This window comes from Bradyrhizobium sp. SEMIA (genome assembly GCF_014844175.1).
Lineage (GTDB): Bacteria > Pseudomonadota > Alphaproteobacteria > Rhizobiales > Xanthobacteraceae > Bradyrhizobium > Bradyrhizobium arachidis.
On sequence record NZ_CP046601.1, the window covers coordinates 2,451,196 to 2,474,723 of the forward strand.

General features: G+C 62.5%; 19 protein-coding genes, 1 tRNA gene and 3 pseudogenes. 13 read left to right on the top strand and 10 right to left on the bottom strand.

From position 1 onward, the window contains the following. The first annotated feature begins 472 nt into the window (after window positions 1–472). From FOM02_RS11915 to FOM02_RS11925, 3 genes are all read left to right on the top strand, one after another. Entirely contained in the window at window positions 473–814 is a 342-nt protein-coding gene (locus FOM02_RS11915) for a hypothetical protein (protein WP_265441800.1), read from the top strand. A gap of 269 nt (window positions 815–1,083) precedes the next feature. Further along, a complete protein-coding gene (locus FOM02_RS11920) occupies window positions 1,084–1,266 on the top strand; it encodes a hypothetical protein (RefSeq protein WP_265441801.1) in 183 nt (60 codons plus the stop codon). 71 nt (window positions 1,267–1,337) lie between these two features. Next, complete coding sequence (locus tag FOM02_RS11925; RefSeq protein WP_265441802.1) at window positions 1,338–1,580, top strand: DUF6894 family protein; 243 nt, start codon at window positions 1,338–1,340, stop codon at window positions 1,578–1,580. Window positions 1,581–1,874: 294 nt separating this feature from the next. Here FOM02_RS11925 and FOM02_RS11930 read toward each other — a convergent pair whose 3' ends face one another. The 4 genes and pseudogenes from FOM02_RS11930 to FOM02_RS11945 all read right to left on the bottom strand — a co-directional run bounded on the left by FOM02_RS11930 (window position 1,875) and on the right by FOM02_RS11945 (window position 6,358). Then, the gene (locus tag FOM02_RS11930) at window positions 1,875–2,162 is read right to left on the bottom strand and encodes a hypothetical protein (protein ID WP_265441803.1); all 288 of its coding nucleotides are present in this window, start codon (window positions 2,160–2,162) and stop codon (window positions 1,875–1,877) included. 306 nt (window positions 2,163–2,468) lie between these two features. Further along, window positions 2,469–2,544: transfer RNA gene (locus FOM02_RS11935), tRNA-Lys, on the bottom strand. Window positions 2,545–2,869: 325 nt separating this feature from the next. Further along, window positions 2,870–5,533 carry a glycosyltransferase gene (locus FOM02_RS11940; protein ID WP_027559243.1) on the bottom strand — a complete coding sequence of 888 codons (2,664 nt, stop codon included), beginning with the start codon at window positions 5,531–5,533 and terminating at the stop codon, window positions 2,870–2,872. A 217-nt stretch (window positions 5,534–5,750) separates the two neighbouring features. After that, window positions 5,751–6,358: pseudogene (locus FOM02_RS11945) on the bottom strand (beta-1-3, beta-1-6-glucan biosynthesis protein). Between the two features lie 231 nt (window positions 6,359–6,589). Between FOM02_RS11945 and FOM02_RS11950 the strand changes: the two are divergent. Next, complete coding sequence (locus tag FOM02_RS11950) at window positions 6,590–8,245, top strand: beta-(1-6) glucans synthase (RefSeq protein WP_092214223.1); 1,656 nt, start codon at window positions 6,590–6,592, stop codon at window positions 8,243–8,245. Here the strand turns inward: FOM02_RS11950 and FOM02_RS11955 are convergent. Then, on the bottom strand, window positions 8,205–8,585 hold the full coding sequence (locus tag FOM02_RS11955) for a hypothetical protein (RefSeq protein ID WP_027559240.1): 381 nt from the start codon (window positions 8,583–8,585) through the stop codon (window positions 8,205–8,207). The two genes, FOM02_RS11950 and FOM02_RS11955, sit on opposite strands and share 41 nt — an antisense overlap. Window positions 8,586–8,687: 102 nt before the next feature. Next, window positions 8,688–10,027: pseudogene (locus FOM02_RS47105) on the bottom strand (hypothetical protein). Between the two features lie 168 nt (window positions 10,028–10,195). On the opposite strand from FOM02_RS47105, the gene glmU reads away from it, so the two are divergent. Both glmU and FOM02_RS11975 read left to right on the top strand, forming a co-directional pair. Beyond that, entirely contained in the window at window positions 10,196–11,551 is a 1,356-nt protein-coding gene (gene glmU / locus FOM02_RS11970; protein WP_027559238.1) for a bifunctional UDP-N-acetylglucosamine diphosphorylase/glucosamine-1-phosphate N-acetyltransferase GlmU, read from the top strand. Between the two features lie 47 nt (window positions 11,552–11,598). Next, window positions 11,599–11,781, top strand: coding sequence for a hypothetical protein (locus FOM02_RS11975; protein WP_027559237.1), 183 nt, complete (start codon window positions 11,599–11,601; stop codon window positions 11,779–11,781). A 9-nt stretch (window positions 11,782–11,790) separates the two neighbouring features. Here the strand turns inward: FOM02_RS11975 and FOM02_RS11980 are convergent, their stop codons facing one another. Further along, window positions 11,791–12,009 (bottom strand): hypothetical protein, encoded by a 219-nt coding sequence (locus FOM02_RS11980; RefSeq protein WP_027559236.1) that lies wholly within the window; start codon window positions 12,007–12,009, stop codon window positions 11,791–11,793. Window positions 12,010–12,230: 221 nt separating this feature from the next. Here FOM02_RS11980 and glmS point away from each other — a divergent pair. Continuing rightward, window positions 12,231–14,056 (top strand): annotated as a pseudogene (gene glmS / locus FOM02_RS11985) (glutamine--fructose-6-phosphate transaminase (isomerizing)). A 707-nt stretch (window positions 14,057–14,763) separates the two neighbouring features. Here the strand turns inward: glmS and ant(9) are convergent. Further along, window positions 14,764–15,516 (bottom strand): aminoglycoside nucleotidyltransferase ANT(9), encoded by a 753-nt coding sequence (gene ant(9) / locus FOM02_RS11995; protein ID WP_063246869.1) that lies wholly within the window; start codon window positions 15,514–15,516, stop codon window positions 14,764–14,766. A gap of 452 nt (window positions 15,517–15,968) precedes the next feature. Here ant(9) and FOM02_RS12000 point away from each other — a divergent pair, with 452 nt between their 5' ends. From FOM02_RS12000 to FOM02_RS12015, 3 genes are all read left to right on the top strand, one after another. Then, a complete protein-coding gene (locus FOM02_RS12000; protein ID WP_265441807.1) occupies window positions 15,969–16,652 on the top strand; it encodes a hypothetical protein in 684 nt (227 codons plus the stop codon). 460 nt (window positions 16,653–17,112) lie between these two features. Beyond that, entirely contained in the window at window positions 17,113–17,880 is a 768-nt protein-coding gene (locus FOM02_RS12010) for a DUF502 domain-containing protein (protein WP_027559234.1), read from the top strand. Window positions 17,881–17,984: 104 nt separating this feature from the next. Next, on the top strand, window positions 17,985–18,842 hold the full coding sequence (locus FOM02_RS12015; protein ID WP_027559233.1) for an NAD(P)-dependent oxidoreductase: 858 nt from the start codon (window positions 17,985–17,987) through the stop codon (window positions 18,840–18,842). Window positions 18,843–18,852: 10 nt separating this feature from the next. Here FOM02_RS12015 and FOM02_RS12020 read toward each other — a convergent pair whose 3' ends face one another. After that, window positions 18,853–19,290, bottom strand: coding sequence for an AAA family ATPase (locus FOM02_RS12020; RefSeq protein WP_231164032.1), 438 nt, complete (start codon window positions 19,288–19,290; stop codon window positions 18,853–18,855). 220 nt (window positions 19,291–19,510) lie between these two features. Here FOM02_RS12020 and FOM02_RS12025 point away from each other — a divergent pair, with 220 nt between their 5' ends. From FOM02_RS12025 to panE, 3 genes are all read left to right on the top strand, one after another. Continuing rightward, window positions 19,511–19,900, top strand: coding sequence for a hypothetical protein (locus tag FOM02_RS12025; protein WP_027559231.1), 390 nt, complete (start codon window positions 19,511–19,513; stop codon window positions 19,898–19,900). A gap of 100 nt (window positions 19,901–20,000) precedes the next feature. Continuing rightward, window positions 20,001–20,831, top strand: coding sequence for a helix-turn-helix domain-containing protein (locus tag FOM02_RS12030; protein ID WP_027559230.1), 831 nt, complete (start codon window positions 20,001–20,003; stop codon window positions 20,829–20,831). A gap of 88 nt (window positions 20,832–20,919) precedes the next feature. Continuing rightward, entirely contained in the window at window positions 20,920–21,849 is a 930-nt protein-coding gene (panE, locus tag FOM02_RS12035; RefSeq protein WP_027559229.1) for a 2-dehydropantoate 2-reductase, read from the top strand. Between the two features lie 45 nt (window positions 21,850–21,894). On the opposite strand, the gene FOM02_RS12040 is transcribed toward panE, so the two are convergent. Further along, window positions 21,895–23,403, bottom strand: a complete 1,509-nt coding sequence (locus tag FOM02_RS12040) for a sensor histidine kinase (RefSeq protein ID WP_265441808.1) — start codon at window positions 23,401–23,403, stop codon at window positions 21,895–21,897. Window positions 23,404–23,528: the final 125 nt, after the last annotated feature.

Below are 23,528 nucleotides of genomic sequence, written 5' to 3' on the forward strand. Positions count from 1 at the left end.
TTTACCAAATCAGTGGTGGACTGGTGAGCGGAGCGTGAGAACTCCCGCTGAACAGCCTTGCCGGGCTGCGTTCAGCACCAGGGCGATGGCAGGGCGATCCTTGCCGGGATCATCCGTCGCCGTCGATTAGGACGCGCTGGTTAGCCGCCAGCGTGAACGGCACCACTATGCCGGGAGAGCGGCGGCTATACAAGACCCGAAAGGGGAAAGCCGTCGCGCATCGTCTCTGGCGATGTTCTCACCCTCCCGGCGCCAGTGCTGACCACTGGCACCCCGGCCGTGAGAAGCCGGTAAATCCAGAGAACCACCAATGAAAGCAGAACAGAACGTCAGGGAAATGGTCCTAGCCGGGCCAGCCGAGTCCGCTGGTGAGTTTGCAGCCCTCGCCGCTGCAGTACACCCGGCCTGGCATCAGGCCATCATACGACTCGCTAATGCCTCTGAGCGGGTTGCCTCTCGCCTTGAGGTCCTCATGGGTACGCCGCTTGACCGGGGTATGGCCCACCACGCTCGAGAGTTCATCAAGGACATGATCGACTTGCTGGATCAGCTCGAAGCCGATCCGGACCTCGAGCCCACCGCCGGGGACTCTGCCAGTGACGAATGCGAGCCGGCCGAGGATGCCGAGTACAGCGGCGACGAGCACGAGCCATCATTAGGCGCCTGCGAAAACCATCCAACAAGCCCCTGGCACGGCCAGCCGAACTTGCCGCTCCGCTACGACAACAGCGGCGGACAGCAGCTGTGGGCGCGGTCAGGGACTGACGACCTCGAAGAGGAGCACGACGGCCGGGAGCCTGATCTGTGCGCCTGACCCGGCTCCTAGTCCTGAGAGTGCGGGTCATGCTTGCTTGCTGGTCGATCAAAGGCAGCCTGCTGCTCGCCAAACTCTACGGCGTCCTGATGCCGGAAGAGTATCGATGAACAGAAGGCCCGCCGGTTCACGCTGGCGGGCCCGTAGCTTTATCCGCGTCTTCAGAAATGCTAGTGTAGAGAGCTGATTTTGGACGACTAAAGACGAAGGGAACAGTTGGACTGATCGTCCATTAATGAGCATGAACGTACCAATCGGGGATTGGCGTCATGGGCATCGAGCGCAACTACACTCCGAAGTATTTTCGGGACCGCGCGGAAGAGTTCCGGGCAAAAGCAGACAGTGCGGAGCACGCAAAGACGAAGGAAACACTTCGCAATGTCGCTAAGAGCTACGACGAATTGGCCCGTCGATCCGAGCAAGTCCGCACCGCCCGAGAGGCAGCAGAGTAAGGCTAGTTCGTCGATATGTGAGGAACGAAAGTAACACGGGTTAATTGACCGCTCAAGGATTGGGCCGGCCAATGACGCGATACTATTTCGATATCCTAGACCAAGAGGGCCTTGTGGTTGACGAGGAAGGTCTAGAGTTCTCCAACATGGAAGCTGTGGAGCGAGCGGCGGCGCGGGCCATGGCCGACGCAGCAGCGGAGAACTTCCAATTGCCAGTCAAGTCTTCCGAGGCTTCAATCGAGGTGCGCGACGATGCCGGGCCCGTCATGCGGGTGCGGTTCACAGTTGAGATAGAGCGCCTGAGGAGGCAATAGAGTCCTCTCAATGTCCATGACGCCTGAAGAGTACCTGGCTGAGGCCGAACGGTATCGAAAACTCAAAGAGCAGGCCACGGACTCATTCTCCCGGCACCAACTTGAAATCATGGAACGTAGCTTTCGAACGCTGGGCGAGAGCGAGGCGGCGCTACGGCGATCCAGGAAGGTCATCGGGTCGGAGTAAAGAAACGCGGCCCCGGCTTCTGGGGGCTTGGGGCGGTAAGGCCGGGGCCGCTTCACCAGCCCGTGGCGAGCTGGCGAGACTCAAGCTCATGTCGCACCTTTCGTTCCTCACTCCGCCGAACGATACCCCATAATAGCGCGCCGCCCGTCACCCCGATCGAAGTCAGGCCGAACGTCGGCGCCGCGGCTGCCGCAACCCTGGCAGACGAAGCGAGGCTCGAGGTCGGACAGCCGCATTTCATCCGGCCAGCGGCCCGCATCCAGTTCGACGTGGTGCCCGCAGTGGCAGTAGACCAGGACACCGCGCAGGCCCATCTCGCGCATCTCGCCGAACGTGATCTTGAGCGGCCGGCCGTCAGCATGCGCGGGCGTATGTCGTCGTACAGGGCGAGGCATGCCGCCATCAAAGCGGCATTGCTGGCGCCCTGCAAATTATCGATTCCTAGCGGCCTAGAACGCGCGGAAGCTACTGCCTGTCGTGGGTGTGGAGAACGCGGCTATTCGATCCCCGGATCGTGTTGCTGAGCTTTCATGATGATTGCCACCAGGCCGAGCACAGCGACTGCGATCGGCAGCATGACTGCGGCCACGATCCAAAAACAGACCATGATTAGCTCCGCACAGTGTGCATGCTGTGTGCATGAAGCAAAACGGCGCCCAAAAAGGCGCCGTAAAAATCTCCACTAAGTCTTTGATTTCGCTTGGTGAGCGCGCTGGGGCTCGAACCCAGGACCCCGTGATTAAAAGTCACGTGCTCTACCGGCTGAGCTACGCGCTCCCATGGCCGCGGATGGCTTGCAAGAAATCGCCATCGCCTTCGGACATTTGAGAAGCATGTCTTGCCGCGACGTCTGACTTTGGCGTTGCGGGGAAAACCGGCTGTTTCCGGATCATGCTTTCGGCCCGCGCTGTGTAGGGGCAGTGGCTGCGGAGGTCAATAGTGCGGGTGGTTGCCGAAACTAGCGCCAGGGGCGGGGATTTGCTCGCGGCGTCCGTGGCTTAAGGCGGATTTTTCAACCCGATTGGCGGCCCGTCATCCACGCCGAACTGCCACTTGCGGCTTCGGCGCGGAGCTTTTGTTCGCGCCGCAAGGCACGCGCCCCTCAGTTCGCCTCCCGCCGGACCTCGCTCGGCACCGGCTGCGGCGTGCCGGCGGGGGTCGGCAGGGCGACGGGGCGGAGGCCAATCAGCTCGGCGGTGCGGATCGCGCTGTCGCGCCAGAACTGGAACGAGTTGATGCGGCTGAGCTCGAGGATGGCGATCGCGACTGCCGCCAGGAACGGCAGGCTCTGCAGCACCAGCACGCCGGCGAAGATGTAGATCTCGGTGATCTGGCGGAAGCTGTTGGAGGCGACCAGCACGCCGGCGCCGACCAGCAGAAGGATGCCGATCACGGCCTCCCAGAACGCCTGGAACTCGATCGACATCCGCGACAGGCCGCCCTTGGAGGTGCGCGCGAAGGCAATGTGCTCGGTGATCAGGCCCTGCGCGACCGCGCGCGACACCGTCCATTGCACGCTCATCGCCGCGATCATGGCGCCCAGCATCTGGCCGGGTTTGATCGCGACGCGGGCGCGGTACATCGACAGGAAGTGCACCAGCGAGACGATGAAGGCGCCGATGATCGGCAGCGTCAGGATCTTGTCGGGGATTGCGATGTCGGCAAAGGCGACGATCGGCACCCAGACGAGGTTGAGCAGCGCCACGACCACGCCGAGGCTTTCGGCACCGAGCCAGTTCAGCCAGCCGAGGCCGTATTCGCGCTTCTGGTCCGGCGTCAGCCGGCTCTTGCCGGGCAGGAAGTGGCGCCAGTGCTTCTTGACGATCTGGAGGCCGCCATAGGCCCAGCGGTGACGCTGCTTCTTGAAGGCCTCGTAGGTGTCGGGAAGGAGGCCGCGGCCATAGCGGTGATTGGTGTAATGCGAGACCCAGCCGAGCTCCTGGATCGCAAGGCCGAGATCAGAGTCCTCGCAGATCGTGTCGGACGACCAGCCGCCGGCCATGTCCATCGCGGCACGGCGGATCAGGCACATCGTGCCGTGCACGATGACGGCGTTGACCTCGTTGCGCTGGACCATGCCGATGTCGAAGAAGCCGGCATACTCGCCGTTCATGATGTAGTGCATGATCGATAGGTCGCCGTCGCGATGCTCCTGCGGCGCCTGCACGAGGCCGACGCGCGGGTCGGCGAAAGCCGGCACGAGGTCCTTCAGCCAGTCGGGATCGACGACATAGTCGGCATCGATGATGCCAATGATCTCGGCATCGACGGCAGTGCGGTCCATCGCGATGCGCAGCGCGCCGGCCTTGAAGCCCTGCACCTTCTCGGCGTTGATGAACTTGAAGCGTTCACCGAGCGCGCGGCAATGGTCCTGGATCGGCTGCCAGAAGGCTGGATCCGGCGTGTTGTTGATGATGACCACGCATTCGTAGTTCGGATAGTTCAGCCGCGAGAGCGCATCGAGCGTCTGCTTCATCATCTCGACCGGCTCGAAATAGGCTGGGATGTGGATCGAGACCTTCGGATAGTAATTGTCAGGCACGTTCTCGACCGGCTTGCCCTTGGTGAGCAACCGCTGCAGCGGCCGGCCGAAGGCGACGGCCGCGATCTCGTCGATGCGCGCCATCGCAATGAGGACGAGCGGAACAAGGAGGATCATGCCGAGCGTCAGCGCGAAGGCCGAGCCGAACAGGAAGTAGTGCCCGTTCCAATAAGCGAACACCGTCGCGGCCCACGCGCCGACGCCATTGGCGGTCGCCGAGAGCAGGAACACCTGCGGCGCGGTCGGCTGCGACAGTCGCACGATCGGCAGCGACAGCAGGATGCCGACCAGCAGCGCGATTCCCATCAGCTTCCAGTAATCAGGGTTCTCCACTGGGCCGGTCCAGGCGAATTTCGGCTCGCGGCTGGCGTTGAGGATGCCCCAGTAAGGACCGACGCCGCCTTCGAAGAATTTCCAGGGCTGATCGATCGCTTCGACGATGTTGTATTCCATGCCAAGGGCTTCGGCACGGCCGACGAAGTTGCGCAGGGTCAGCGCCTGCTGGAACTGGCCGGGATCGGCATTGCGCAGATTGTAGCCGGCACTCGGCCAGCCGAACTCGGCGATCACGATGCGCTTGCCAGGGAACAGATCGCGCAGGAGGTTGTAACGGTCGACGGCCTGGTCGACCGCCTGGTCCGAGCGGAAATTTTCCCAGTAAGGCAGCACGTGAGCGGCGATGAAATCGGCGCTGGAGGCGAGGTCGGGATTGTCGCGCCAGATGTTCCAGATCTCGCCCGTCGTGACGGGGACACGAACCGCGCTCTTGACCTTCTTGATCTTGTTGATGAGGTCTTCGACCTTCTGCTCGCCGCGGAAGATCACTTCGTTGCCGACTACGATGCCGATCACGTTGCTGTTCTTGCGGGCAAGCTCGATGGCGGCCTTGATCTCCCGCTCGTTGCGATCCTCGTCCTTGTCGATCCACGCGCCGACCGTGACCTTGAGACCGAACTCGGCGGCAATCGGCGGCACCAGCTCGTTGCCCTCCGTCGCGGAGTAGGACCGGATGGCCCGCGTGAGGGTCGAGAGCTTCTTCATGTCCGCGCGAATCTTTTCGGGGTCGACGTTGTTGTCGACGACATGTCCCGGCTCAAACGGCGTGTAGGAGAGGCTCGGCAACAGGCCCTTAAAGTCCGGCGCGGGCTCCCTGTCGCGCAAGACTCCCCACAGCCCCGCATGAAGCACGGACACAAGCAACAGAACGGCGGCGACAACGCGCATCGCGGCTAAACCAAAAGGGGCTGAGGTGGCAGGGAAGCGGATCCGACCCCGAGATCCGACCGAGTCCGCGGCAAATGGAGCATACCTCCGCCGCGCGGTTTCACAACTGTCATGGCCTCATGTCCTTATGAGGGCATGGCCTTTTCAGGAAATGCGCGGCAGTGCCAACCGTCTCTTTGGAGGATCGTTCCTGAACGGCGGGTGAAAGTGCCTGCGACTATTTCGACGGCGCCGGCGTCGGGCTTGCCGCAGGCGAGGGGCTCGCGGCCCGGCTGCGGAGCCCTGCGGAGCCGGCGAATTGCCTGGCGCCGCCGCCGCGGGCTGGGAGGCCGCGGCCGCCGCCTGCTGCGGCTGGGACGCCGGATTGATCCAGCAGGCGTGCACGCGGCTGTCCAGGGTCTCGGCGACCTTGGGATCGATCTGGCCGCCGAACCGGGTCAGGCAGCGGAAGGCGGCCTGGATGTGGCCGCCGGGGCAGCCGAAGCGGTCGTAGAGGTCGAGATGACGGAACGCGGTATCGAGGTCATCCCGCCACATCAATCGGACAACGCGCCGGCCGAGCCAGACGCATTCGGGGTTACCGGCCGGACCGTTGATGACCTGGGCGGCTTCGGCGAACTCGTCGGTGCGGCGCTGGTTCTGGGCGGCGTCCTTGGCGGCGGCATCGGCGGGCTGGGCGGCGGCCTTGCCCTGGTCCGGGGCCGGCGTGCCGCTCTGGGCGAACGCGCCACCGAAACCGACCATGACCACCAGGGAGGAAACGGCCAAGGTGGCGGCGAACTGCCGCAGGACCGCATTTCGTAACTGACGCACCCGTTGCCGCATGAATTCCCCAACTTCTCCACTGACCGCCCGCGTCAGGATCCCGCGGACGCGACGGTGATGGCGTCCAAATGGGTCTCCAATGCGGCGGAAAATTCCCGCCGAGTCCCATGACCTGTATTTGGAATTTTGTCCAGCAAAGTCACGATGCTAGGCCCCTGTCGAACGGCCGCAGGTAAATTCCTCGGGGGAGGGATGGATCCACGCCGGGTGCCCCCTTGGCAGACGGCGTGGATGCGGGTAATCGACGGCCCTTCGCGGAGGACGGAACCGATTTCTCTTCGTACGCCACTGGCGCTTCTGCTCGTCTCACTTGGGGTGATCGCTGCCGTGTGGTGGTGGCTTGCCACGCCGATCACGCTCGCGCGCGCCCCGATCGATCCCACCGAGAAGGTTCAATGCGTCTCCTACGCGCCGTTCCGCGGCGAGCAGTCGCCGCTGAACGCCTGGACTCACATTGAGGCCGATCAGATCGAGCAGGACCTGCGCCAGCTCAAGGAAATCACCGACTGCGTCCGCACCTATTCGATGGAGAACGGGCTCGACCAGGTGCCGGCGATCGCCGCCAAGGTCGGCGGCATCAAGGTGCTCCAGGGCATCTGGCTGTCCAGCAACCGCACCAAGAATTTCGAGCAGGCATCGCTCGCCGTCCGCCTCACCAAGCAATTCCCTGAGGTCATCACCGCGGTCATCGTCGGCAACGAGGTGCTGCTGCGCGGCGAGATGACGACGGCGGACCTCGTCTCGATCATCCGCTCGGTGAAGTCGCAGGTCAGCGTGCCCGTGACCTATGCCGACGTCTGGGAGTTCTGGCTGAAGAACCGCGAGATCTATGACGCGGTCGATTTCGTCACGATCCACATCCTGCCCTATTGGGAGGATTTCCCGGTGAAGGCGAAGTTCGCAGCCGCCCACGTCGAGACGATCCGCGAGCGCATGGCGGTGGCGTTTCCGGGCAAGGAAATCCTGATCGGCGAGACCGGCTGGCCGAGCGCAGGCCGCATGCGCGACGGCGCGCTGCCCTCGCGCACCAACCAGGCGCGCGTCGTCTCGGAAATCCTCAGCCTCGCAAAAGCGCAGAAATTCCGCGTCAATCTGATCGAGTCCTACGACCAGCCCTGGAAGCGCAAGCTAGAAGGCACCGTCGGCGGCTATTGGGGTCTCTATGACTCGGTGCGCAGGAACTTGAAATATCCGCCGGGCCAGCCGATCAGCAATTTCCCGTACTGGAAATGGTACATGGGCGCCGGCATGGGCCTTTGCGTGCTGGTGTTCGCGGTCGCGGGCCTCACGCTGCGGCGGCGGCCCTGGACGCCGCGCTTCCCGGCCTGGCTCGGCGTCGCCATCTCGGCGACCTCAGCGGGCATCCTGCTCGGGATCGGCGCCGACAAGATGTACTATGAGAGCTACGGCATCGGCGGCTGGGTGCATTGGGGCGCACTGCTGCTCGCCGGCATCCTGTCGCCGATCTTCTGCGCGCAGGCGATGGTGATCGGCCGGAGCCTGCCGACCTTCCTCGATCTGCTCGGCCCGCGCGAGGGACGCAAATGGTCGAAGCTGACGGCGGTGCTGGGTCTCACGCTGGCGCTGACTGCCGTGATCGCGGCGCAGACCGCGCTCGCCTTCGTGTTCGACCCCCGCTACCACGACTTCCCCTACGCTTCGCTGACGATGGCGGTGGTGCCGTTCGCGCTGTTGATGCTGAACCGGCCGCAGATCGGCCAGCGCCCGATCGCGGAAGCGGTGTTCGCAGGCGTGCTCGCGCTGTCGGCGGTCTATGTGCTGTTCAACGAGGGCCGCGAGAACTGGCAGTCGCTGTGGACCTGCGCGATCTATTTCTTGTTCGCGCTCACGCTGTGGCGGGCGCGGGCCGAGCAAATCCAAGAATGAGCAGGCCGATCGCAAGGCCCGACAGCACGACATTGTAGAGCACGATGCCGAGCCCGGCGGCGATGATGCCGACGGTGAGCAGCACGATCGAGGGCCGCATCAGGTTCAGCGTCGCCGCCACCAGCGCGACGATCCCGAACACCGAATTCTTGAACAGCACGGTCGAAACCGAGCGCGCCTTGCAGATCAGCGTCTGCAGGCCGGCGTCGCAGGCAAGCCCGACCGTCGAGAGTTCGATCCCGAGATAGCGCAAGTAAAGCGCATAGCCGACCGATGCGAAGCCGACGACGATCAGGAACTGGACCTGGTAGGGCGTGAGGCGGAAGGGCTTTTTTGTCATGGGGCCAATATGGTCGGGATGAAGGGAGGGGGCAACAGGGAGGGCCAGGTTTCCTGCGAATTGACGCAAGGGATGTCCGGCCAAATCAAGTGATCGGGATGACTACCGCCTGAAGAACGACGACAGCGTCGATCCAGCCGATGCCGTTTCCGGCTTCGGCGCCTGTGCGGCCGGCTGCTGGGGCGCCGCGGGGGCAGGCGCGGGTTCCTCGCGCTTTGATGAACGCTTTGAGGAGTAGCTGCGGCGGTGCTTCTCCGGCTTGGCGGCCGGTGCGGGAGCAGGGGCGGTCTCGGCTTGCGGAACGCCGTCCTGGTTCTTCTCGGAGTTTTTCTCCTGGACCCGGTCCTGAGATTTCTCCTGTCCCTTTTCCTGGCCCTTGTCCGAGCCGCCGCGCATCGACAGCCGCTGGCCGTCGAACACGGTGGTCTCGCAATGGCGGTCGTTTTCGGTGAGGCCCGCGCAGAGCTTTGCGGCGGCGGCGGCGTTGATCAGCGGGCCGGCTCCGAGGCGAAGCTGCATGCCGAGGCCGCTGCCGCCTTCCTTGATCATGATGATTGGCCGCAGGCCCGCAACCTCCGGGTTGGTCTTGGTCACGCCGCGCCAGAGCGCACGCAGGCCGTCGATCGAATTGGCGCCGCCGAGGTCGATCGCAAAGCGCGTCTGCTGGACCGCGATCGCCGGCGCCTCGCTCTCGGTAGCTTCCGGCGGCTTGGCTGACGCGGCCGCGATCTCGGTCGGGGCAGGCGCCGGCTCCGTCTTCTTCTCGGCGGCCTTCTCGGTCGCCTCAGCCTGCATCAATTTCGATGCGGCCGGATCGGGCGGGGCCATGATCGACTTGGACGGCACCAGCGCAATGACGGGCAGCGCCGAGGTCGTTGCCGGCGCCTGCTGCACCAGCGAGGCGGCGGCCGCGGTCTGCGGCGGCGGGCTTGCCGGCTCCTTTGCAGTGTCCTTCTGCGCGTCCTTCGCGGTGTCTCTGGACGCCTCGCTGCGCGGACGCTGGGGGGCACAGGCGCGGCGTCCTGGGGCCTTGCCGCCTGCGGCGTCGCAGCGGTCTGGTTTGCGATGGCGCCGGTGACGGAATCGAGCCCTTGCTCCAGCACGGTGACGCGCGAATAGAGCCGATCGCGATCGGTGTTCAGGGTCTCGATGGCGGCAGCGAGCCGGCGCGCCTCGTTCTGGCTCTCCTTGGTCAGCAGCTGGAGCCGGTCGGCCTGGCGCACGAGATCGGCAGAGGCGACCTGGTCGCGCCGCCAGCCGAGTTGGGCCTGATTGGCCATCACCGCCACCACGACGGCGCCGACGGCCGCCACGCCCCACGTGCCCAGCCGCCACATCATGCGGCGGTCGAACGCACTTTCCTCGGCCAAAAGTCCGGAGAACAGCCCGCCGGTCTCCTTGGTGCCGAAGGCGTCCGCCAGTGGGTCGGAATCCTTTGCCATGAACGTTAAGTGCCCAGCCCCATCGGGCGTCCCCGAATCAATAGGGAACATTAACAGGAAAACCCACTCGCACTTGAATTCCGGGCGTTTGCGGAGGTAGCAAGGCGTCCATGAGGGCGGCTCGCCACCCGTCACGCAATTGATTCGGCCATATCTGACAGGATTCCGATGACCGCCCGCTTAAGCCTCACGATCGTGCTCGCCGCCGGCGAGGGCACGCGCATGCGATCAAGCCTGCCGAAGGTGCTGCATCCGGTCGCGCATCAGACGCTGCTCGCCCATGTGCTCGCCGCCGCGCCCAAGGGAACCGGCACCTCGCTCGCCGTGGTGATCGGCCCCGACCATCAGGCGGTCGCGGACGAGGCGAGGCGCATCAGGCCCGACGCGCTCACCTTCGTGCAGGCCGAGCGGCTCGGCACCGCGCATGCGGTGCTGGCGGCGCGCGAGGCGATCGCGCCGGGCGTCGACGATCTCCTGATCGCGTTCGGCGACACGCCGCTGATCTCGGCCGAGACCTTTGCGCGGCTGCGCGCGCCGCTGGCCAAGGGCGCTGCAATCGCCGCCCTCGGTTTCCGCGCCGCCGATCCCACTGGCTATGGCCGCTTCATCGTCGAGGGCGACCGCCTGGTCGCGATCCGCGAGCAGGCCGATGCCAGCGAGGAAGAGCGCAAGATCGACCTGTGCAATGCCGGCGTGATGGCGATCGACGGACGCCGCGCGCTCGACATCCTCGGGCAGATCGGCAATGCCAATTCGAAGGGCGAATATTATCTCACCGACGCGGTCGGCATCGTCCGCAAGCAGGGATGGGAGTCCGTGGTGATCGAGACCAGCGAAGACGAAGTGCGCGGCATCAACACCAAGGCGCAGCTCGCCGAGGCCGAAGCCGTCATGCAGACACGCCTGCGCAAGGCCGCGATGGAGGCCGGCGTGACACTGATCGCGCCCGAGACCGTTTATCTCTCGGCCGACACGGTGTTCGGCAAGGACGTGACCATCGAGCCGTTCGTGGTGATCGGGCCGGGCGTGTCGATCGCCGACGGCACGGTGATCCACTCGTTCTCGCACATCGTCGAGACCACGCTCGGCAAGAAGGTCTCGATCGGCCCCTATGCGCGGCTTCGTCCCGGCACCTCGCTCGGCGACGGCGCGCGGATCGGCAATTTCGTGGAGACCAAGGCGGCAACGCTGGAGGCCGGCGTCAAGGTCAATCACCTCTCCTACATTGGCGATGCCACCGTCGGTGCCAACTCCAACATCGGGGCCGGCACCATCACCTGCAACTATGACGGCTTCAAGAAGCACAAGACGGTCATCGGGCAGGGCGCCTTCGTCGGCACCAATTCCTCGCTGGTCGCCCCCGTCAAGATCGGAAATGGCGCCTATATCGGCTCGGGCTCGGTGATCACGCGCGATGTGCCTGATGACGCCATGGCGCTGGAGCGCAACCAGCAGACCGTCCGGGAAGGCGGCGCGACGCGCTATCGCGAGATGAAGACGGGCGGCAAGAAGCCGGAGAAGTGACTGGCGGAGTGCTAGGCTCTTCTGAGCGTCGCTAGGACTGCACGCTTATGGTCGAGTTCATCGGCAGCCTGATCGCTTTTCTCGTGGAGATATTCATTACGGCGACGGGACGAGGTGTGCTGAAGCTGTTCGGCGTGCGGCGCCCGCAGGAGATCGCCTCGCTGTTCGCAGGAATGGTGTTCTGGGGGCTCCTCGCCATCCTCGTGTTTGCCGCGGTCCTGAGGTGGTGAGGCGCGCCGCTATTCGTCGTCCGCGAATTCGGAGAAGATCGCGCGGGTCAGGCGCCAGCCACGCGGCTTGGCGCGCTTGGCCGGCTCGCCTTGCACATGCTTGACGAAGACCGGCTTGCTTTCCTTACCGCGCATCGGGGGCGGCCAATGCGCAAGGTGCGTGCCCGAGGTCTCGCTGGCACGCAGATACATCGACGACAGACCCTTGCGGTCGGATGAGCCTTTCATGGCCTTGTTCTCCTGACCGGAATCGTTGGCCAAACTTGTTGACAAGGCGTTAACGCGCGCGGTTAAAGGCCGGCCACATCGACGCAGACGGACGACGCGCCGTCATCGGCTGCTGTCGTAATCCGTCATAATTATTGAGTATCTGGTTCCTTAGGAACTTCGCTAAAAACCGAGCGCGTCGTTTAGGCGATTTTTCGACGATTTGGGGGATAGTGATCCGCATGTGCGGGATTGTCGGCATTCTCGGGCGCGAGCCGGTTGCAGAGCAATTGGTGGATTCGCTCAAACGTCTCGAATATCGCGGTTATGACTCCGCGGGGGTCGCCACGCTCGAAGGCAAGCATCTCGAGCGTCGCCGCGCCGAGGGCAAGCTGAAAAATCTGGAGAAGCGGCTGGAAGCCGAGCCGCTGAAGGGCACGACCGGCATCGGCCACACCCGCTGGGCCACCCACGGCAAGCCGACCGTCAACAACGCCCACCCGCATGCGACCGAGCGCGTCGCCGTGGTCCACAACGGCATCATCGAGAATTTCCGCGAGCTGCGCGAGGAGCTCGAGGCCAAGGGCACGGTGTTCCACACCGAAACCGACACCGAGATCGTGCTGCATCTCGTCGACGATTTGCTGACCCGCGGCAACAAGCCGGTCGAGGCGGTGAAGCTGACGCTGGCGCGCCTGCGCGGCGCCTTCGCGCTCGGCTTCATCTTCGCCGGCGACGACGATCTCATGATCGGCGCCCGCAACGGCCCGCCGCTCGCGATCGGCTATGGCGACGGCGAGATGTATCTCGGCTCCGACGCCATCGCGCTCGGCCCGTTCACCGACACCATCAGCTATCTCGAGGACGGCGACTGGGTCGTGCTGACCCGCAAGAGCGCCACCATCTTCGACAAGGACGGAAACGCCGTCCAGCGCGAGAAGATCAAGCACGCCGCCTCGACCTCGCTGGTCGACAAGGCCAATTACCGCCACTTCATGGCGAAGGAGATCCACGAGCAGCCGGAAGTGGTCGGCCATACGCTCGCGCGCTATGTCGACATGGCGACCGAGCGCGTCTCGCTGCCGGTCAAGCTGCCGTTCGATTTCAAGACCATCCAGCGCATCAATATCACGGCGTGCGGCACGGCGAGCTATGCCGGCTTCGTCGCAAAATACTGGTTCGAGCGGTTTGCGCGCGTGCCGGTCGAGGTCGATGTCGCCTCCGAATTCCGCTACCGCGAGGCGCCGCTGCGCAAGGGCGATCTCGCCATCTTCATCTCGCAATCGGGCGAGACCGCCGACACGCTGGCGGCGCTGCGCTACGCCAAGGCGCGGGCGTGCACACGGTGGCTGTCGTCAACGTGCCGACCTCGACCATCGCGCGCGAGAGCGAAACCGTGCTGCAAACGCTCGCGGGACCTGAGATCGGCGTCGCCTCGACCAAAGCATTCACCTGCCAGCTCATGGTGCTGGCAAACCTTGCGATTGCCGCCGGCAAGGCTAGAGGCGAGCTGTCCGAGGAGGATGAGGTCAAGCTCGTCCATGGCCTCGTCGAGATCCCGCGCCTGATGGCGGACGCGCTCACCACCGAGCTTCAGATCGAGAAGCTGGCGCACAGGATCGCAAAATCCCGCGACGTGCTCTATCTCGGCCGCGGCACCAGCTTCCCGCTCGCGCTGGAAGGCGCGCTGAAGCTGAAGGAGATCTCCTACATCCACGCCGAGGGCTACGCTGCCGGCGAGCTCAAGCACGGGCCGATCGCGCTGATCGACGAGACCATGCCCGTTGTCGTCATCGCACCCTATGACCGCGTGTTCGAGAAGACCGTCTCCAACATGCAGGAGGTCGCCGCCCGCGGCGGCAACATCATCCTGATGACGGACGCCAAGGGCGCGGAGGAGGCGACGGTGGATTCGCTCGTCACCATCGTCATGCCGGATATGGCCGCGGCGTTCACGCCGATGGTCTATTCCGTTCCCGTACAGCTGCTCGCCTACCATACGGCGGTGGTGATGGGGACCGATGTCGACCAGCCGCGCAACCTCGCGAAATCGGTGACGGTGGAATAGGCAGAAGGGATCAGGCCGCACTCTTTGTGGGCGGACAATAAAGTCTTAAACTGAACAAAATAGATCTAAACTATGACAATAAAGTCTTAAACTAGACAGAATAGTTGTAAACTGAAATCAGTCCAGTTATGCTGTGAAAAAGCATACTGGACTTTTGTTATGGCTAAAGCAAACTCTTCATTTTCTGAAGTGCAAATTGCCCGTCGTATTAAAGAGGGGCGTGGGGTTCGAGGTCGACGGTATCGATAAGCTAGCTTAATTAGCTGAGCTTGGACTCCTGTTGATAGATCCAGTAATGACCTCAGAACTCCATCTGGATTTGTTCAGAACGCTCGGTTGCCGCCGGGCGTTTTTTATTGGTGAGAATCCAAGCTAGACTGCGATGAGTGGCAGGGCGGGGCGTAATTTTTTTAAGGCAGTTATTGGTGCCCTTAAACGCCTGGGGTAATGACTCTCTAGCTTGAGGCATCAAATAAAACGAAAGGCTCAGTCGAAAGACTGGGCCTTTCGTTTTATCTGTTGTTTGTCGGTGAACGCTCTCCTGAGTAGGACAAATCCGCCGCTAGGAGCTTGCGGCCCGGACGATGGGTACCGCGTATAACTTCGTATAATGTATGCTATACGAAGTTATTTCAAAATCGGCTCCGTCGGAATTCATAATAAAACAAAAAAATTGAAAAAAGTGTTTCCACCATTTTTCAATTTTTTTACAGTTTTTTCAGGCGATTATTCAGATAATTAATGGTCAGATTCACATTTTCATTGGTCCATTCAATATTTTCGCCCAGATAGCTGCGCACGGCCAGCAGAATGCGTTCGCGGTGTTCCAGCGGGCTGCTTTCGGCCACGGCATTGCCGGCAATATCTTTCGGAATAATTTTGCCGGTATCCATGGTCAGAATCATGCGGCACAGGGTCAGAATGCTATTGGTTTCATCATCCTGATAATTATCAATCAGTTCTTCGCTGCTATCCATAATGGCGCGGCGCACATCGCTAAACGGAATATCCGGCAGCAGTTCTTCCAGATCATAATTGCCATAAATGCGTTTATTTTTGCGTTTGGCCTGATACAGCATAATGGTCAGATCGCTATTCAGTTCTTTCTGCGGAATATAGCCCTGTTCATACAGTTCTTGCAGCCATTCGCCATAAATAAATTCCTGTTTCGGCGGATGATTCCACGGCACCATTTCCTGCTGAATAATAATGGTCAGTTCAATATAGCGCAGATTGCTTTTATCGCCAATTTTTTTGCTAATCGGGCGAATTTTCTGAATCAGAATTTCTTTGCTCTGATCGGTCAGCGGTTCGCTCACCACCACCAGAAAATCCAGATCGCTATTCGGTTTCAGGCCGCTTTCCACGCCGCTGCCAAACATATAGGTGCCAATCAGATTATTTTTCAGATGTTTGCGCAGAATTTTTTTCACTTTATTAATCTGTTCATAGGTATTCATATAAATCCTCCTCAGGATAACTCAAAAAATACGCCCGGTAGTGATCTTATTTCATTATGGTGAAAGTTGGAACCTCTTACGTGCCGATCAACGTCTCATGAATTCGGGATCAAGCCTGATTGGGAGAAAATAAAATATTATATTTTACTGGATGAATTGTTTTAGTATAACTTCGTATAATGTATGCTATACGAAGTAGACGCGGGTACCCATCATGCATGAGCTCACTAGTGCTCTAGGGCGGCGGATTTGTCCTACTCAGGAGAGCGTTCACCGACAAACAACAGATAAAACGAAAGGCCCAGTCTTTCGACTGAGCCTTTCGTTTTATTTGATGCCTGCCGAATTCGGATCCGGAGTTGACAGCTAGCTCAGTCCTAGGTATTGTGCTAGCTACTCTAGAATTAAAGAGGAGAAATTAACCAATGGTGAGCAAGGGCGAGGAGGATAACATGGCCATCATCAAGGAGTTCATGCGCTTCAAGGTGCACATGGAGGGCTCCGTGAACGGCCACGAGTTCGAGATCGAGGGCGAGGGCGAGGGCCGCCCCTACGAGGGCACCCAGACCGCCAAGCTGAAGGTGACCAAGGGTGGCCCCCTGCCCTTCGCCTGGGACATCCTGTCCCCTCAGTTCATGTACGGCTCCAAGGCCTACGTGAAGCACCCCGCCGACATCCCCGACTACTTGAAGCTGTCCTTCCCCGAGGGCTTCAAGTGGGAGCGCGTGATGAACTTCGAGGACGGCGGCGTGGTGACCGTGACCCAGGACTCCTCCCTGCAGGACGGCGAGTTCATCTACAAGGTGAAGCTGCGCGGCACCAACTTCCCCTCCGACGGCCCCGTAATGCAGAAGAAAACCATGGGCTGGGAGGCCTCCTCCGAGCGGATGTACCCCGAGGACGGCGCCCTGAAGGGCGAGATCAAGCAGAGGCTGAAGCTGAAGGACGGCGGCCACTACGACGCTGAGGTCAAGACCACCTACAAGGCCAAGAAGCCCGTGCAGCTGCCCGGCGCCTACAACGTCAACATCAAGTTGGACATCACCTCCCACAACGAGGACTACACCATCGTGGAACAGTACGAACGCGCCGAGGGCCGCCACTCCAACGGCGGCATGGACGAGCTGTACAAGTAAGCTTCTCGGTACCAAATTCCAGAAAAGAGGCCTCCCGAAAGGGGGGCCTTTTTTCGTTTTGGTCCTCCTTGGCGCTCTTGGACTCCTGTTGATAGATCCAGTAATGACCTCAGAACTCCATCTGGATTTGTTCAGAACGCTCGGTTGCCGCCGGGCGTTTTTTATTGGTGAGAATCCAGCTGCAGGAATTCCTCGAGAAGCTTGGGCCCGGTACCTCGCGAAGGCCTTGCAGGCCAACCAGATAAGTGAAATCTAGTTCCAAACTATTTTGTCATTTTTAATTTTCGTATTAGCTTACGACGCTACACCCAGTTCCCATCTATTTTGTCACTCTTCCCTAAATAATCCTTAAAAACTCCATTTCCACCCCTCCCAGTTCCCAACTATTTTGTCCGCCCACACTCTTCCAAAACCTGCTAGAAGCCCCTAGCTTGTGTGCTGCGACCGACCTGGAACCCGAATGACCACCCGCGACGACGCGCCTGCGCCACTTGATCCCCTGCCGGAACCGCATACCGGCCTGATGGGCCGCTTCCGCAACTATTTCCTGACCGGCCTCGTGGTGACGGGGCCGATCGCGATCACGCTCTACCTGGTCTGGTGGTTCGTCACCTGGGTTGACGGCGTGGTGCGGCCGTTCGTCCCGCTGGCCTATCGCCCTGAAACCTATCTGCCCTACGGTGTGCCCGGCTGGGGACTGATTGTCGCATTCTTCACGCTGACGCTGGTCGGCTTCCTCGCGGCCAACCTGATCGGCCGGACGCTGGTCGATGTCGGCGAGACCTTCCTCGGCCGGATCCCGGCGGTGCGCGCCATCTATCGTGGCCTGAAGCAGGTGTTCGAGACGCTGTTCTCGGGCAAGGGGTCGAGCTTCCGGAAAGTGGGCCTGGTCGAGTTTCCCTCGCCGGGCATGTGGTCGATCGTGCTGATCTCGCAATCGCCGAACGAGGACATTTCGCGCAGCCTGCCGGGACAGGAGGAGCATGTCTCGGTGTTTCTGCCGTGCTCGCCGAACCCGACCACCGGGTTCTTCTTCTATGTGCCCAAGAGCAAGATCATCGAGGTCGATCTCACCGCCGAAGACGCCGCGACGCTGATCATGTCGGCCGGCGTGGTGCAGCCGGGCTCGGCGCCCGACCCGAAGAAGGCCGCCGCGCTCGCGGGCATGGCGAATGCGGCGCGCATTGCCAACGCCTCGCTCCAGCCGGAGCCTGCGAAGGCGGAGTAGGGCCATTCCCGCGCGGGATGGCCGCCTTCACGCAGGCATTCGCATCCTCTGTTATGCTTCAATCGAACTGAGCGCCTCGCTCGGGATTCGATTTGGAGTGCACGATGTCCAAAACCATTGCGATCCTCGCGCCCGGTGCCATGGGCAGCGCCGTGGCCCGCCGCCTCAGCGAGAACGGCGCGCGTGTGCTGACGTCGCTGAAGGGGCGCAGCGATGCGACGCTGAAGCGCGCGGCGGACGCCGGCATGATCGGCGCGGAGGACGATGCGATCGCGGACGCCGACATCATCCTCTCGATCGTGCCGCCGGGCGAAGCGGTGGCGCTGGCAGAACGACTGGCCGCGCTGATCGTGCGGCGTGAGAAGAAGCCGGTTGTGGTCGACTGCAACGCGGTCAACGTCGATACCGTGCAACGGATCGAGGAGATCATCGGCTCGGCGCAGGCGCCGTTCGTGGACGGCGGCATCATCGGCTTCCCGCCGCAGCCCGGCGGCAAGAGCCCGGCCTTCTACATGTCCGGCGAGTACGCCGGCGAATTGGCTGTGCTGAAGGATCTCGGTCTCGATGTGCGGATCGTCGAAGGCCCGGTCGGCGCGGCCTCGGCGCTGAAGATGTCCTATGCCGGCATCGTCAAGGGCCTTGCCGGCATCGGCTCGGCCATGGTGGTTGCGGCGACGAAAGCGGGCGCGGCGGATGCGCTGCGCGACGAGCTTGCGCTGAGCCAGCCCGCGGTCCTGGCCCGGCTCGAAGTCGCATTGCCGGACATGATCCCGAAGGCCTATCGCTGGGTCGCGGAGATGCGGGAAATTTCCGGCTTCCTCGGAGCCGATCATCCGGCGAGCCAGATCTACGAGGGCTTTGCGCGCTGGTTCGAGCATCTTGCCGCAGACGCGAATGGCGAGGCGGTGGATGCGGAGCTGCTGAAGGCGTTTGCCGCGCGGGTCACGCAGAAGAAACCCTGATCGGCCGGCTTCACTCGCCGTGCACTGAGACGGACTCCAGAAAGCCCTGGATGTCCCGGTCGCGCCTCAGGCGCACGACCGGGACATCAGGGCCATATTGCATGCGCTCGGCCTCGATGACCGGCACGCGCTCGACGTCGTACCGCCACGCTTCCTTCATCAGCTTCCAGTCGAACTGCTCCGGGCACCCTTCCGGCAAGTCGGGGCGCGTCGTGTCGCGATGGAAAGCGGAGCGCCAGAGAATGCGCCACTGGCAGACCAAGCGCGGGCGGTCGATGACGACGAGAACGTCCGCGCGAGCGATCGTGAGATCGAACGCCAGCCCCGAGAAGCTTCCGTCAATCACCCATGCCTCGCCCGCGATCGCATCCGCGACGCGCGTGCGAAAGCTGGTTTTGTCTGATGGCTTCCAGCCCGGCCGCCAGTAGAGCACGTCGAGATGCACCACCGGCAGCTCAAGCTTTCGCCCGAGCTTCACGGCGAGGCGCGTCTTTCCACTTCCCTGGGAGCCAACCACGATGATCCGGCGCATGAAGCGAAGGTTTCACGAAATCGGCTTCGGGGAAAGACCACGCGGTCCAAGGACCGCTTTATTACCTCGGATGTAATTGAGCCAATTCGTGCCCCGACTAGTCTTTCGGCCATCGTCACCGCGAGAGGAGAGAGACATGCAAGTCGTGTTCACGAAGAAGGAGCCGCCGCAATGGCTGCTCGACATGTGGAAGGAGATCGATGACAAGACGTTTGGACGAGGTTTCGACTGCTTCGCCGAGGATGCCGTCTGCAATCTCGGCGTCGCCGACTGGAAGGGTCGGGAAGCGATCCGCGCCAATTTGAAGGCCTTCATCGACACCGGCTTCACGGCGCTGCATCACGTCACCGAATATTGGGACGCCGGCTCGTTGAAGGTGTTTCGCGGTGTCGTGGACATGACCCCTGACGACCGCTCGATGAAGTCGGTGCATCCGACGATGACGCACTTCTTCTACATGGACGAGCGGGACGATACCAAGGTTCGGCACTGGGTGGGTGCCGTGGGGCCCGTCGCGTTCGGTTGATTGTCCGCCATCGGCGACCCACATGGTGCCTCGGGTGATCCGGGGCGCCATGGTTCGCGCGTTGGCGGCTCGGCATCATCGACAGGAGGATCGTTCGACAATGAAAGCGACTGCCGCCGCCCTCAGGGCCCGCGCGACATCCGCAGGCGCGCTGCTGCGCCAATGGCGGGACATTCGCGGCAAGACGCAGCTCGACCTGTCCTTCGATGCCGGTGTCTCGCAGAAGCATATCAGCTTCGTCGAGAGCGGTCGCAGCGTCCCGAGCCGGCAGATGCTGCTCGATCTCGCCCAGGCCCTCGACGTGCCCTTGCGCGAGAGAAACGAGCTGCTGCTGGCCGCAGGCTACGCGCCGTCCTATTCCGATCCCGCGCTCGAGGCGCCCGCCATGACCAGCATCAACCGCGCGCTTGGCCGCATGCTGCGTCAGCACGAGCCGTTTCCGGCCATGGTCATGGACCGGTATTGGAACGTGCTGATGACCAACGAGGCTGCGCCGCGTCTGTTCAACTGCTTCATTGACCTGTCGGCACGCCCCGTCCCAAGGAACCTGCTGCATCTGATGTTCGATCCCGACGGCATGCGCCCCTTCATCGCGAACTGGCCGCAGACCGCCAGCGGCCTGCTGGCCCGCGTCCATCGCGAGGCGGTCGGGCATGTCGTCGACGTCAGGACCAGGGCGCTGCTGGAGGAGCTGTCGCGCTATCCGGGCGTGAAGCCGGAATGGCGCGCGCCCTCGGCCTCCGATGCGATGCCGATGATACCGCTCAGCTTCGTCAAGGACGGCGTGAGGCTCGACTATTTCTCCCTGATCACGACCGTCGGAACGCCGCAGACCGTGACGGCCGAAGAGCTGCGGCTCGAATGCATGTTCCCCGCCAATGATGCGACCGAAGCCGAGCACGGCAGGTTCTTGCGCGCATATGCCGGGTGAGGGGCACTGCCCTCGCAATGACGATGAGGAGACGTCGCAAGCTCCATCTGCTACTCTCTTGCTGAAGCAGATGCATGCGGGAGTTCGAATGAGAGTGCTGGTGATCGGCGCGGGCGCGCTTGGCGGCTATTACGGAGCTTGCCTGGTCCGAGCGGGCGGCGACGTGACCTTTCTGGTGCGCGAGAAGCGGGCCGAGCAATTACGACGGAATGGATTGCAGGTCGTGAGCCCACACGGCGACTTCGCCGTGCAGCCGAAGCTTCTTGCGGCCAGCGATCTCAAGCACCCGTTCGACGTCGTGCTCGTCGGCGTGAAAGCCTACTCGCTCGATGATGCGATGAGCCAGTTTGCGCCCGCCGTCGGCCCCAACACGATGATCTTGCCGATCCTCAACGGGTTGAAACATATCGATGCCCTCAGCGCCAGGTTCGGCGCCGCGCGCATTCTCGGCGGGCTCGCGAACGTCAGTGCCGGACTCGATGCGGATGGTCGCGTCGTCCAGTTCATGGCCAATCAGACGATTGTTTTCGGTGAGATCGAGGGCGCGCTCAGTGAGCGTGTGTCCGCGCTGGAGACACTGCTTCAGGTCCCCGGTATCGACGTGCGCGCCAGCGAAGCGATCATGCAGGACATGTGGGAGAAATTCGTCCAGCTGAGCACGCTCGCCGGCATCACCTGCCTGATGCGCGCGAGCATCGGAGACATCCTGGCCGTGCCGAACGGTGAGCAATCGATCTTCCGCCTGTTCGCGGAATGCTGCGCTGTTGCGACGGCTTCGGGTTTCGAGCCGCGCGCGCCGTTCATCGAGTTTGACCGAAAGCTGTTCACGACGCTGGATTCGCCGCTGAAGGCCTCGATGCTGCGCGACATCGAGCGCGGCTCGATCACCGAGGCGGAGCACATCCTCGGCGATATGGCCAATCGCGCCGGTGCGCTCGGCATCGACACCCCGCTGCTCGATCTGGCGAGAGCGCATGTGGCGGCCTACGAGGTCGGTCGACGGCGGGCAGGGGGTTGAGCGCGCCCGATCAGCGGGACAAGCCGATGCCTGGCAAAGCGAGGCCTAGCTCGCTTCCATCAGCGTGACATCGTCCTCAGTCCTGTCGCGGGACGCGAACTGCATCACGCAGCGAAGCCCTGCTGGATTGAAGTCCAGGTTCACGGACCAGCCCGCCTCGCCCGTGAACATGCCGGTGATCATCTTTGTCCCGAAACCGCGGCGCGTGGGCTTGTGAACCAGCGGGCCTTCTCGTTCGGTCCAGGACAAGCGAACGAGGCCGGTCTCGTCCACCGTCCAGGATATCTGCAGCTTGCCCGATGCGACCGAGAACGCGCCATATTTGGCCGCGTTCGTGCTGAGTTCCTGGAGTGCGGCCGAAATCGCCAGGGTGAGCTTGGGCGGCAGCAGGATATCGGGGCCGTCAATTTCGAGACGTGCAGCCCCCGCGTAGGGGGCCAGCGTCTGCTTGACGATGGATACCAGGCTGACGCCGACCCAGTTGTTCTCGGTGAGGAGATTGTAGGCCTGCGACAGCGCCAGCAGCCGGCCTTCGAAGGCGGCGGCGTATTCGTTGAGGTCCCTTGAACTCGCGCGCGACAGGCGCGCGATCGACTGGACCGTGCCGAGCGTGTTCTTCACCCGGTGATTGATCTCGTCCAGAAGCGCTTTCTGCTGCTTCAGTGCGCCGGCGAGCTCGCTTCCGACCTGATGCAGCACCTTCTTCATCCGGTTGACTTCGCTGATCGTGCCGAGCTTTGGCGCCGTTGCGCCCGACCGCAAACCCGCGACGTATCGCTCGAGGTCGGCGAATTCCGCCAGGAAGCGGCGGGACAGCATTCGCGCGAGGCCCAATCCCAGCAGGAGCGTGAAAACCGTCAGCGCGGCGATCGATTCAGCCGTCCGGTGCAGCGGACCGTCGATGACGTCGCGCGAAACGGCAAGGTTGATCGACCAGCTGCTCTGATTGGATCGCAGCAGCGACGTGTAGGTGGGAACGCCTGTCCGCGAGACGGCCTCGATCCACCAGGCCGATGGCTGACCGAGATGGGCCATGACCGCGGGGATGGTCGTCTGTCCCACCAGATCGTCGCCATCGAGCAATGGCCGCCTTGCCAGCAGCAGTCCCTTCGCATCGACGATGCTGCCGACCATTCCGGCGGAGACGTATTCGTCCATCATCGATGCAAGATACTTTGTCGACAGTCCGATATTGAGCGCGTAGCGGATCTCGCCGCGGATGCGGACCGGCACGGCGATCGTGACGATCGTCTGCCCGTCGACCACGGCGCGCTGCAGCCCGGAGACCTGAGGCCGGCCGGTCTCAATCGCCCGGCGCTCGACGTCGAATTCGGTGCGCTTGGGCAAGGGGGCGTCGAGCGGGAGGCGCGTATTCGCGATCTGCTGGCCGTCGGGAGCATAAAGCACGATCGCCACGCCGCCGATCAGCTTGACCGCCTGGACGGCATGCTCCCTGAACTCCGCAAACCGCTCCTGCGACAGCGAGGGCGAGAGCGCGAGGACTTGCAGATCGTCGATGATGTTGGCGATCCGCAGATCGGCCGCGTTGCGCATGAGGCGCAGCCTGTCCTCGTACTCCGCCCGGGTGAGCTGGGAGGATTCGGCGACGAATGGTAGGCGATGAAGGCCGCACACGCCGTGACCGGAACGGCGGTGGTGAGGGCCAGCAGCAGCAGATA

Bases quoted from the DNA above. Each gene is read 5' to 3' on its own strand.
- FOM02_RS12010 (WP_027559234.1), top strand. From the start codon at position 17,113: ATGACCACCCGCGACGACGCGCCTGCGCCACTTGATCCCCTGCCGGAA.
- FOM02_RS11920 (WP_265441801.1), top strand. From the start codon at position 1,084: ATGGGCATCGAGCGCAACTACACTCCGAAGTATTTTCGGGACCGCGCG.
- FOM02_RS12015 (WP_027559233.1), top strand. From the start codon at position 17,985: ATGTCCAAAACCATTGCGATCCTCGCGCCCGGTGCCATGGGCAGCGCC.
- FOM02_RS11975 (WP_027559237.1), top strand. From the start codon at position 11,599: ATGGTCGAGTTCATCGGCAGCCTGATCGCTTTTCTCGTGGAGATATTC.
- panE (WP_027559229.1), top strand. From the start codon at position 20,920: ATGAGAGTGCTGGTGATCGGCGCGGGCGCGCTTGGCGGCTATTACGGA.
- FOM02_RS11915 (WP_265441800.1), top strand. From the start codon at position 473: ATGGGTACGCCGCTTGACCGGGGTATGGCCCACCACGCTCGAGAGTTC.
- FOM02_RS11980 (WP_027559236.1), bottom strand. From the start codon at position 12,009: ATGAAAGGCTCATCCGACCGCAAGGGTCTGTCGTCGATGTATCTGCGT.
- FOM02_RS12040 (WP_265441808.1), bottom strand. From the start codon at position 23,403: ATGCGCAACGCGGCCGATCTGCGGATCGCCAACATCATCGACGATCTG.
- FOM02_RS11925 (WP_265441802.1), top strand. From the start codon at position 1,338: ATGACGCGATACTATTTCGATATCCTAGACCAAGAGGGCCTTGTGGTT.
- FOM02_RS12000 (WP_265441807.1), top strand. From the start codon at position 15,969: ATGGCCATCATCAAGGAGTTCATGCGCTTCAAGGTGCACATGGAGGGC.
- FOM02_RS11940 (WP_027559243.1), bottom strand. From the start codon at position 5,533: ATGCGCGTTGTCGCCGCCGTTCTGTTGCTTGTGTCCGTGCTTCATGCG.
- FOM02_RS11930 (WP_265441803.1), bottom strand. From the start codon at position 2,162: ATGCCTCGCCCTGTACGACGACATACGCCCGCGCATGCTGACGGCCGG.
- FOM02_RS11950 (WP_092214223.1), top strand. From the start codon at position 6,590: ATGCGGGTAATCGACGGCCCTTCGCGGAGGACGGAACCGATTTCTCTT.
- FOM02_RS12025 (WP_027559231.1), top strand. From the start codon at position 19,511: ATGCAAGTCGTGTTCACGAAGAAGGAGCCGCCGCAATGGCTGCTCGAC.
- glmU (WP_027559238.1), top strand. From the start codon at position 10,196: ATGACCGCCCGCTTAAGCCTCACGATCGTGCTCGCCGCCGGCGAGGGC.
- FOM02_RS11955 (WP_027559240.1), bottom strand. From the start codon at position 8,585: ATGACAAAAAAGCCCTTCCGCCTCACGCCCTACCAGGTCCAGTTCCTG.
- FOM02_RS12030 (WP_027559230.1), top strand. From the start codon at position 20,001: ATGAAAGCGACTGCCGCCGCCCTCAGGGCCCGCGCGACATCCGCAGGC.